The 10,863-nt window shown below is 70.9% G+C and carries 8 protein-coding genes; all 8 read right to left on the bottom strand.

Features of this window, described 5'->3' with window-relative positions; translation table 11 throughout:
* Positions 1–43 precede the first annotated feature (43 nt).
* Positions 44–1,117 (bottom strand): peptide chain release factor 1, encoded by a 1,074-nt coding sequence (prfA, locus tag DI573_RS02885; RefSeq protein WP_292810437.1) that lies wholly within the window; start codon positions 1,115–1,117, stop codon positions 44–46.
* A gap of 14 nt (positions 1,118–1,131) precedes the next feature.
* Complete coding sequence (rho, locus tag DI573_RS02880; protein ID WP_363331328.1) at positions 1,132–3,285, bottom strand: transcription termination factor Rho; 2,154 nt, start codon at positions 3,283–3,285, stop codon at positions 1,132–1,134.
* A gap of 155 nt (positions 3,286–3,440) precedes the next feature.
* Positions 3,441–4,373, bottom strand: coding sequence for a homoserine kinase (gene thrB, locus DI573_RS02875; RefSeq protein ID WP_292810432.1), 933 nt, complete (start codon positions 4,371–4,373; stop codon positions 3,441–3,443).
* Positions 4,370–5,458 (bottom strand): threonine synthase, encoded by a 1,089-nt coding sequence (gene thrC, locus DI573_RS02870; protein ID WP_292810430.1) that lies wholly within the window; start codon positions 5,456–5,458, stop codon positions 4,370–4,372. The genes thrB and thrC overlap by 4 nt, the downstream gene beginning before the upstream one ends.
* Before the next feature lies 1 nt (position 5,459).
* A complete protein-coding gene (locus tag DI573_RS02865) occupies positions 5,460–6,812 on the bottom strand; it encodes a homoserine dehydrogenase (protein ID WP_292810428.1) in 1,353 nt (450 codons plus the stop codon).
* Positions 6,809–8,221: a diaminopimelate decarboxylase gene (lysA, locus tag DI573_RS02860; RefSeq protein ID WP_292810426.1), complete on the bottom strand. Its 1,413-nt coding sequence runs from the start codon at positions 8,219–8,221 to the stop codon at positions 6,809–6,811. The genes DI573_RS02865 and lysA overlap by 4 nt, the downstream gene beginning before the upstream one ends.
* Before the next feature lie 136 nt (positions 8,222–8,357).
* Positions 8,358–9,191, bottom strand: a complete 834-nt coding sequence (locus DI573_RS02855; RefSeq protein WP_292810424.1) for a DUF2993 domain-containing protein — start codon at positions 9,189–9,191, stop codon at positions 8,358–8,360.
* 3 nt (positions 9,192–9,194) lie between these two features.
* Entirely contained in the window at positions 9,195–10,862 is a 1,668-nt protein-coding gene (argS, locus tag DI573_RS02850) for an arginine--tRNA ligase (protein WP_292810422.1), read from the bottom strand.
* Between the last annotated feature and the right edge of the window lies 1 nt (position 10,863).

The following is a 10,863-nucleotide window of genomic DNA, read 5'->3' as shown; positions in this document are numbered from 1 at the left end:
ACATGATCACGCTCGTGACCCTACCGCGGCGGCCGCAATCGGGTCAGGAGCCGAGCGCGGCGAGGCGCTCCTCTTCGTCTGCGGCGATGCACGAATCGATCACGGGGCCCAGCGCCCCATCCATCACCTGGTCGAGGTTGTAGGCCTTGTAGCCGGTGCGATGATCGGCGATCCGGTTCTCGGGGAAGTTGTAGGTGCGGATGCGTTCGGAGCGGTCCATGCCGCGGATCTGCGAGCGACGCGCGTCAGAGGCTGCGGCATCCCGCTCTTCCTGCTGTCTGGCCAGCAGTCGCGCGCGCAGCACGCGCATGCCGGCCTCGCGGTTCTGCAGCTGCGACTTCTCGTTCTGCATCGACACGACGATGCCGGTCGGCAGGTGGGTGATGCGCACGGCCGAGTCCGTCGTGTTGACCGACTGCCCTCCGGGCCCGGAGGAGCGGAAGACGTCGATCTTGAGATCGTTCGAGCTGATCTCGACCTCGTCGGGCTCGTCCACCTCGGGAAAGACGAGCACGCCGGTCGTGGAGGTGTGGATGCGGCCCTGCGACTCGGTCGCGGGAACCCGCTGCACGCGGTGCACGCCGCCCTCGTACTTCAGGTGCGCCCAGACGCCCTGCGCGGGGTCGGTCGAGGAGCCCTTGATCGCGACCTGGACATCCTTGTACCCGCCGAGGTCGGATTCGGTACGCTCGAGCAGCTCCGTCTTCCAGCCTTTCGACGCGGCGAACTGCAGGTACATGCGCAGCAGGTCGGCGGCGAACAGAGCGCTCTCGGCACCGCCCTCGCCGCCCTTGATCTCCATGATCACATCGCGTGCGTCGTCGGGGTCGCGCGGGATCAGCAGGCGCCGCAGTCGCTCCTGCGTCGCGGCAAGCCGCTCTTCCAGCGCCGGGATCTCTTCGGCGAACGCCTCGTCCTCTCGGGCGAGCTCGCGCGCCGCGTCGAGGTCTTCGGATGCGCCCGTCCACGCGTCGTTGGCCGCCACGATGCGGGAGAGTTCGGCATAGCGTCGGTTGACGCGCTTCGCGCGCGCCGCGTCGGCGTGCACCGCCGGGTCGGAGAGTTCCTCCTGCACCCGGCGGTGCTCGTCGATCAGCGCTTTGACGGAATCGAACACGGGGTTCGCCGCCGTCAGCGGATGTTGTTGTCGTGCCCGTGGCTGTGGCCGTGCGCGCCCTGCGCGGGCGCCGGGATCGACTTCTGCATCTGCACGAGGAACTCCACGTTGGAGGAGGTCTCCTTGAGCTTGCCGAGCACGACCTCCAGCGCCTGCTGCGGGTCGAGGCCGGCGAGTGCCCGGCGCAGCTTCCAGGTGATCTTCACCTCGTCGTTCGAGAGGAGCATCTCCTCGCGACGTGTCGAGGACGCGTTCACGTCGACGGCCGGGAAAATCCGCTTGTCGGCGAGCTGGCGCGACAGGCGTAGCTCGCTGTTGCCGGTGCCCTTGAACTCCTCGAAGATGACCTCGTCCATCTTGGAACCGGTCTCCACGAGCGCGGTCGCGAGGATCGTGAGCGATCCGCCGTTCTCGATGTTGCGCGCGGCACCGAAGAAGCGCTTGGGCGGGTAGAGCGCCGAGGCGTCGACGCCGCCGCTGAGCACGCGGCCCGAGGTCGGGGCGGAGATGTTGTACGCGCGGCCGAGCCGCGTGATCGAATCCAGGAGCACAACGACGTCGCGGCCGAGTTCGACCAGGCGCTTGGCGCGCTCGATCGCGAGTTCGGCGACGGTGGTGTGGTCTTCGGCGGGACGGTCGAAGGTGGAGGCGATGACCTCGCCGCGCACCGTGCGCTGCATGTCGGTGACCTCTTCGGGGCGCTCATCGACCAGCACCACCATGAGGTGCACCTCGGGGTTGTTCTGCGCGATCGCGCTCGCGATCTGCTGCAGGACGATCGTCTTGCCCGCCTTCGGGGGCGCGACGATGAGTCCGCGCTGGCCCTTGCCGATCGGCGCGACGAGATCGATGATGCGCTGGGTCAGCTTCTCGGGCGCGGTCTCGAGGCGCAGTCGCTCCTGGGGGTAGAGCGGAGTGAGCTTGCCGAACTCGACGCGGTTCGCCGCGTCGTCGGCGGACAGCCCGTTGATCGCGTCGACCTTGACCAGCGCGTTGTACTTCTGGCGCCCCGACTGCTCGCCCTCGCGGGGCTGCTTGATCGCGCCCACGACGGCGTCGCCCTTGCGCAGGTTGTACTTCTTGACCTGACCGAGCGAGACGTAGACGTCGCTCGGACCCGGCAGGTAGCCGGTCGTGCGCACGAAGGCATAGTTGTCGAGGACGTCGAGGATTCCGGCGATGGGGATGAGCACATCGTCGTCGCTGATCTCGGTCTCGAACTCGTCGACGGGCGCTCCGGTGCGCTTGCCGCGCGCGCGTCCGCGGCCACGCCCGCCCTGCTGACCGTCGTCGTCCGACGCGGCCTGGTTCTGGGGTGCGTTCTGCGCCGCCCCCGCGGGCTGCGCGGCCGGCGCGTTCTGCCCGCCCTGGTTCTGGGCGTTCTGCCCGCCCTGGTTCTGGCCGTTCTGGCCGCCCTGGGCGGCAGCGCCGTTCTGCCCGCCGCGGTTGCGGTTGCGGTTGCGGTTGCGGCTGCGACGCCCGGTGGGCTGATCGCCACCGTCGTTCTCGCCGTCGGACTGCTCGCGCGAGCCCTCGGGGTTCTGCGCGGTCGTGTCGGTGGATGCCGGAGCCGCATCGCTCGCGGTGGACTGCTCCGTTGCGCCCTGGGCGGCGTCGGTGGCCGGATCGGCCTGGTCACCGGTCGCGTCGACCGGAGCGACGGCGTCAGCCACCGATCCCTCGGTCGCGTCACCCTCGGTGGCCTGCGCCGCGAGTGCGGCCGTGATGCGGGCGTCGAGATCGGCGTCGACCGCGGACTGCGACGTCTTGAGTGTCGCGCCGAGCTCGCTCGCGACGGCGATGATGCGCTTGGCATCGACACCGGCCTCGGCGGCGATCTCACGCACGCGACGGCGGCGAGGGGACTTGCGTGCGGCACGCGTGGGTGCGGCCTGCTCGACCGCCTCGGTCGGCGTGGCCTCGTCGGCCGGCGCCGCGTCGGCAGCGGACTGCTCGGTCGGCGCCGCCTCGGCGGCGGGCTGCTCGGCCGACTCGACCGACGCCTCGGCAGCGGCGGGCTGCTCGGCCGGTTCGACCGGCGCCGTCTCGGTCACGGGCGCCGATGTGTCGGCGCCGTCGTTGGGGTGCGCCTCAGCGGGCGCGCTGTCACCGGTGTTCTCGCCCTCGGGCGAAGTGGTACCGGCCTGGATCTCGGAGATGGACTCCACGAGGTCTCCCTTGCACGTGTGGATATAGAGAACTGCACGAGATGCCGGACGCACCGGCATCGAGCCGCATCGATCGCGCGAGGCGAGAGGAGATGGGCTGGCAGTGGTTTCGCAGATTGCGACCGGAGGCCAGATTCACAGGATCGCGAGACGATCTATGTGGAACCCTCCGGCTGTTCTTTCACTGTAGCACCCTTGAAGTCGACGGCCAGCATCAGGGCTTCCCACGGAGTGTCCGAGGTCGCCGCCACCAAATCGGCCGCTTCGAGGCGCCTGCCCGGGCCGTCCGCGAGCACCAGGATGCTGGGGCCCGCACCCGAGACGACGGCCGCGAATCCGGCATCCCGCAGGGCTCGCACGAGACGCAGGGTCTCGGGCATGGCCTCGGCGCGATAGTCCTGATGCAGCTTGTCTTCGGTCGCGGCGAGCATCAGCTCCGGGCTCTGGGTGAGAGCCGCGATCAGCAGGGCCGACCGCGAGACGTTGAAGACGGCATCCTCCCTCGGCACGTGCAGCGGCTGCAGGCTGCGCGCGAGCTTGGTCGACATCGTGAAGCCCGGCACGAAGACGAGGGGCGAGACGCCGCGATGCACGAGCAGCTTCTTGTGCTGCGGTCCTTCGGGCGCGAGCCACGCGATGGTGAGACCGCCGAACAGCGCCGGCGCGACGTTGTCGGGATGCCCCTCGAGCTCGGTCGCCATGCGCAGCAGGTCGTCGTCGGTGATCTCGACGCGACCGGCGAGCAGTCCCTTCGCGGCGACCAGACCCGAGACCACCGCGGCACCGGATGAGCCCATGCCCCGGCCGTGCGGGATGGCGTTTCGCGCCACGAGGCGCAGGCCAGGCAGCGGAACGCCGACCGCGTCGAACGCGTACGCGATCGTCGTGATGACGAGATTGGTCGCGTCGGTGGGCACATCGCCCGCACCTTCGCCGTGCACGATGACCTCGACGCCGCGCTCCGGCAGCGCCGTGACCTCGATCTCGTCGTAGACGCTCAGGGCGAGCCCGAGCGTGTCGAATCCCGGTCCGAGGTTGGCGCTCGTGGCTGGCACGCGCACCACGACGGTGCGCGGGGCTTCGTTCACGCCGGCGCCTGCGCAGGCGCGAGCCCGAGCACGGAGGCGACCTCGGTCGTCGTCGCATCGACGACGGTGGGCTCGACCTGGCTGCCGTCGGCGTTGCGCAGCGCCCACTGGGGGTCCTTCAGCCCGTGCCCGGTCACCGTCAGCACGACACGCGCGCCGGGACGGACGACACCGGCCTCGACGCGGTCGAGCAGACCCGCGACGCTGATCGCCGAGGCCGGCTCGACGAAGATGCCGACCTCACCGGCGAGCAGCTTCTGTGCCGCGAGGATGCGCTCGTCGTCGATGGCACCGAAGTAGCCGTCGGTGGCCTCGCGCGCCTCGAGGGCGAGGTGCCACGAGGCCGGGTTTCCGATGCGGATGGCGCTGGCCACCGTCTCGGGGTGGCGCACGACCTCTCCGGTCACGAGCGGGGCGCTGCCGGCGGCCTGGAAGCCGAACATGCGCGGCACGCGCGTCGAGACGCCACGGTCGGCCTCCTCGCGGTAACCGCGGGTGTAGGCGGTGTAGTTTCCGGCGTTGCCGACGGGGATGAAGTGGAAGTCCGGCGCGTCGCCCAGCTGCTCGACGATCTCGTACGCCGCGGTCTTCTGTCCCTCGATGCGGTCGGGGTTGACCGAGTTGACCAGGTGCACGGGATAGTGGTCGGCGAGTTCGCGCGCGATCTCGAGGCAGTCGTCGAAGTTGCCGCGGATCTGGATGAGCTGGCCGTTGTGCGCGACGGCCTGGCTGAGCTTGCCCATCGCGATCTTGCCCTCGGGCACGAGCACGGCGGCGGTGATGCCGGCGTGCGCGGCGTACGCGGCCGCAGAGGCCGACGTGTTGCCGGTCGAGGCGCAGATGACGGCCTTCGCGCCGTGCTCGACCGCGCGCGAGAGCGCCACGGTCATGCCGCGGTCCTTGAAGGATCCGGTCGGGTTCATGCCCTCGTACTTGACCCAGACGTCCGCCCCCGTGCGGCGCGACAGTGCCGGGGCGGGCAGCAGCGGGGTGCCACCCTCGCCCAGGGTGACGACCGTCGAGGCGTCGGTGACGCCCAGCCGATCGGCGTATTCGCGGAGGACTCCGCGCCAGACGTGTGCCATCTCAGTCTCCTTCTACCCGCAGCACCGACACGACCCGTTCGACCACGCCGCTGGCGGCGAGCTTGTCGACGGTGTCGGAGAGGTCCTGTTCGAGGGCCTTGTGCGTCCCGATGACAAGTCGCGCCATCGGGATCTCGGATGCCGGGGCCTCGCCGCCGGCGGTGGTCTCGGGCGCGTCGATCACGGTCTGCTCGACCGTCGCGATCGACACGCGCCCTTCGCTCAGTGTGTTGGCCACCGTGGCGAGAACTCCCGTGCGGTCATCGACCTCGAGCGTGATCTGGTAGCGCGTCGTGACGTGCCCGATCGGCACGATCGGCAGGTTCGCGCGAGTGGACTCCCCCACCCCGACGCCGCCGGCGATGTGGTGCCGGGCCGCCGAGACCACGTCGCCGAGCACGGCCGAGGCGGTCTGCACCCCGCCGGCGCCGGCGCCGTAGAACATCAGGCTGCCCGCGGCCTCGGCCTCGACGAAGACGGCGTTGTTGGCGCCGTGCACGCTCGCGAGGGGGTGGCTGCGGGGAACCAGCGCCGGGTAGACCCGCACCGAGATCGCCTCGCGGGGACCGTCGGCGGCGGCATCCTCGATGCGCTCGCACACGGCGAGCAGCTTCACGACGTATCCGGCGTGCGTGGCGGCATCGATCATCGCCGCGTCGACACCCGTGATGCCCTCGCGGTGCACGGCCTCGAGCGGTACCGCCGTGTGGAAGGCGAGGCTCGCGAGGATCGCGGCTTTCTGCGCGGCGTCGTAGCCCTCGATGTCTGCGGTGGGGTCGGCCTCGGCGTACCCGAGGGCCTGCGCCTGCGCGAGCACGTCGGCGAAGTCGGCACCCTCGGTGTCCATGCGATCGAGGATGTAGTTGGTCGTGCCGTTGACGATGCCCATGATGCGCCGCACCCGGTCTCCCGCGAGCGAATCGCGCAGCGGCCGGATGATGGGGATCGCGCCGGCGGCGGCCGCCTCGTAGTAGACGGAGGCCCCCACCTGGTCGGCGGCTTCGAAGATCTCGGGACCGTGGGTGTCGAGCAGCGCCTTGTTGGCCGTGACGACATCGGCGCCCGAGTTCAGCGCGTGCAGGATGTACTCGCGCGCGGGCTCGATGCCACCCATCAGCTCGATCACGATGTCGGAGCCGACGATCAGCGACTCGGCGTCGGTGGTGAACAGCTCGCGCGGCAGGTCGACGTCGCGGGGCGCGTCGAGCGAGCGCACCGCGATGCCCGCGAGCTCGAGGCGTGCGCCGGCCCGGTCCGCCAGTTCGTCGCCGTGGCGCAGGAGCAGGCCGGCGACCTGCGAGCCCACGGCTCCGGCGCCCAGCAGTGCCACGCGCAGTGTGCGGTAGTCCGTCATCGGTCTCCCTCTGTGTGGTCGAGCCCCGCGTCGCGCGCCAGAAGGTCGGCGATGCTCTCGCCGCGCACGATCACCCGCGCGGCGCCGTCGCGGACGGCGACGACCGGCGGTCGGGGCACATGGTTGTAGTTGCTCGAGAGCGGCTGGCAGTATGCCCCCGTCGCCGGCACGGCGAGCAGATCGCCCGGGGCCAGGTCCGAGGGCAGGTACTCCGCATCGACGACGACATCGCCCGATTCGCAGTGCCGTCCGACGACGCGCACGAGCTGCGGATCGCCCGCACCGCGGCGAGCGGCGAGCCGCGCGGAGAACTGCGCGTCGTACAGGGCGGGCCGCGCGTTGTCGCTCATGCCCCCGTCGACGCTGACGTAACGGCGGACGGCGGGTGCGGCATCCGTCTCGACCGTCACGTCCTTGAGCGTGCCGATCTCGTACAGGGTGACGCCGGCGGTGCCGACGATGCTGCGCCCCGGCTCGAAGGCGACGACGGGGATCGGGATGCCGCGGGCCGCGCATTCGTCGGCGACGACCTCGACGATGCCCTCGGCGAGCTCCTCGAGCGGGGTCGCCTGGTCGGCGGAGGTGTAGGCGATGCCGAATCCGCCGCCGAGGTTCAGCAGCGGCACCTCGCCGCCGGCGAGCAGACGCTCGTGCACCGCGAGGAGCCGCGCCGCGGACTCGTGGAATCCCGCCGTACCGAAGATCTGGGAGCCGATGTGGCAGTGCAGCCCCGCGAAAGCGAGCGTGGGCACCGAGCGGATGCGCGCGACGATGCGCTCGGCATCTTCGAGGGCGAAGCCGAACTTCTGGTCCTCGTGCGCCGTCGCGAGGAAGTGATGGGTTTCGGCGTGCACGTCGCTGTTGACGCGCACGAGCACGCTCTGGGTGCGGTCCGCGCGGGCCGTGATGGCGGCGAGCCGCTCCAGCTCGATGTCGGAGTCGAGCACGATCGCGCCCACACCGGCCGCGACGGCGTCCTCGAGCTCGGCGACCGACTTGTTGTTGCCGTGGAATCCGATGAGGCCGGGACGGACCCCCGCCGCAAGGGCGACGGCCAGCTCGCCGCCGGTGCACACGTCCACGCGCATCCCCTCGGCGGTGACCCACCGTGCGATCTCGGTGGAGAGGAACGCCTTGCCGGCGTAGTAGACACGGGCCTGCGTGCCGTGCCGGGAGGCGGCGTCCTCGAACGCACGCACGGCCGATGCGGCGCGGCGGCGCACCTCCTGCTCGTCGATGATGAGGACGGGCGTGCCGTACGTGCGGGCGAGCTCCGGCGCGGCGATACCCGCGATCCGGAGTGCGCCGTCGGCGTCGCGCACGGTCGAGGCGGGCCAGACGCCCGCGGCGAGGGCGTTCGGGTCGGCGGGAGGCTCGAGCCAGGCGGGGGCGAGCGGCGAGGCGGGCACGGCAGACCAATCGGTGTGTTCGGGAGGTCGTCGCCGCGGGAGAGCGGCCGATCGCGGTCGATTCACGCGACCGGCGACGATTGCCATCCACTCTAGAGCACAGCCCACGCGGCTCCCGTGCGCGGACGGCGACGGCTCACGCGCAGGAGCCGGGATCGCGCAGCTGCGGATCGTTCATGATGCCCGGCGCGATGTCGACGAGCGCCACGACACGCCCCTCCGACACCTGCACATCGGTCAGCGTCAGCGCCTGCGGCAGACTCTCGGCGACGCAGACGTCCCACGAGCGCAGCACCGCGTCGGCGATCCCGCCGAAGCGGGCACGCAGCTCGTCGGCTCCGACGTCGGCGTCCCCGAGCCGCAGCGAGGAGGGCGTGAGGACAAGGTCACCGGTTGCGGCGGCGATGTCGAACCCGACGCCGATCGGGAACGCCGCACCGAACAGGCTCAGCTCGATCGTCGCGGTCACCTCCGAGCCCTCGATCGCGATGGTGTCGGCCGGAAAGCCCTCGACGCCCGCCAACAGCGTCCGAAGCTGGTCTTCGTCGACGACGACGGTGGCGGATGCCGAGCCGAGATCTTGCTCACCCCGGATCGGCACCGCCCGGGCCACGACCTCGACGTCGCCCGCGAAGGCGTCGAAGCTCACGTCCTCCGCGGCGATGCGCACCTCGTCGAGCTCGCCCACGATGAGCCCCGGGAGCACGGCGCCTCCGACCTCGACGTCGACCTGCTGGTCGGCGGCGAGGTCGAGCTGCTGCACGACCTGGGTGCGGATAGCGCGCTCGACGATGTCGCGCGCGAGCCACTCCCCCGCGAACCACGCGCCCACGAGCAGGCCGGCGACGACCAGCAGCGCCACGATCCAGGGCCAGACCCGACGTCGACGCTCGGGCCGCGCCGTGTCGGCGAGCACCCAGCGCTGACCCGGCTCGGGCAGCGGAAGCGTCTCGTGCTCGGACCCCGGCATCCCCTACATCCGCTCCGGAGCGCTGACACCGAGCAGATCGAGGCCGTTGCGCAGCACCTGTCCTGTCGCGTCGTTGAGCCAGAGGCGCGTGCGGTGCACGGCCTCGACGGGGGCATCGCCGAGCGGGATCACGCGGCAGTTGTCGTACCACCGGTGGTAGAGCCCGGCGAGCTCTTCGAGGTAGCGGGCCACGCGGTGCGGCTCTCTCACCTCGGCCGCGAACGCGACCAGACGCGGGAACTCCTGCAGGGCGCCCAGCAGCGCCGACTCGGTCTCGTGCTCGAGCAGCCCCGGGGCGAACTCGCTGCGATCGACTCCCGACGACTGCGCGTTGCGCGCCACGTTGTGTGTGCGGGCGTGCGCGTACTGGACGTAGAAGACGGGGTTGTCGTTCGTGCGTTTGCGCAGCAGCTCGGGATCGAGGGTCAGCGGTGAATCGGCGGGGTATCGGGCGAGCGAGTAGCGCAGAGCGTCGGTGCCGAGCCACTCGCGCAGGTCGTCCATCTCGATGATGTTGCCGGCGCGCTTGGACAGCCGGGCGCCGTTGACCGACACGAGCTGACCGATCAGCACCTCGATGTCCTTCTCCGGGTCATCTCCCGCCGCGCCCGCGAGCGCCTTCAGGCGATGCACGTAGCCGTGGTGGTCGGCGCCGAGCAGGTAGATCTTGTGCGCGAAGCCGCGGTCGCCTTTGTTGAGGTAGTACGCCGCGTCCGCCGCGAAGTAGGTGTACTCGCCGTTGCTGCGCCGGATCACGCGGTCTTTGTCGTCGCCGAAGTCGGTCGTGCGCACCCAGACCGCGCCCTCGTCGTCGAACACGTGACCCTGAGCCCGCAGGCGCTCGACCGCCTCGTCGACGAGGCTCGGGCCGCCGTCGTCCGGCATCGCGTGCAGCACACGCTCCGAGAACCAGACGTCGAAGTGGACGTTGAACGCGGCGAGCGAGGCTTGCAGCTCACCCAGCTGGAGCTCGTATGCGCGCTCGAGGGCGGCCGCGAGCTGTTCGCTCGGGTCGAGCTCGAGCAGTCCGGGCAGGGCTGCGAGCACGCGGCGGGCGAGCTCGTCGATGTAGGCACCCGCGTAGCCGCCCTCCGGGGTCGGCTCGCCCTTCGCGGCCGCGAGCACCGATCCGCCGAAGCGCTCCATCTGCGCACCGGCGTCGTTGATGTAGAACTCGCGCACGAGCGTGGCTCCCGAGGCCTGCAGCAGACGGGCGAGCGAATCGCCGAGGGCCGCCCAGCGGGTGTGGCCGATGTGCAGGGGGCCCGTAGGGTTCGCCGAGACGAACTCGAGGTTGATGGTGTTGCCGCGCTGGGAGTCGTTGGTGCCGAAAGCGGCGCCGGCGTCGACGATCGTCTTCGCGAGCGCGCCCGCGGCGGCGGCGTCGAGCCGGATGTTGATGAAGCCCGGACCGGCGACCTCCACGCTCGCGATGCCGTCGACGGAGCCGAGCCCCTCGGCGATCTCGCTCGCGAACTCGCGGGGATTCGTACCCACGACCTTGGCGAGCTTCATCGCGGCGTTCGACGCCCAGTCGCCGTGGTCGCGGTTCTTCGGCCGCTCCAACGGCAGGTCTGCGGGGGTGAGTCCCGCGCTCGATCCCGGGCGTCGCGCCTCGGCGAGCGGGGTGATCACGGCGAGCAGGGCGACGGAGAGATCCTCGGGATTCATA

This window comes from Microbacterium sp. (assembly GCF_003248605.1).
Classification (GTDB): Bacteria; Actinomycetota; Actinomycetes; order Actinomycetales; family Microbacteriaceae; genus Microbacterium.
Note: the sequence above shows the minus strand (reverse complement) of the source record. Positions and strands in the feature narration are given on the sequence as shown.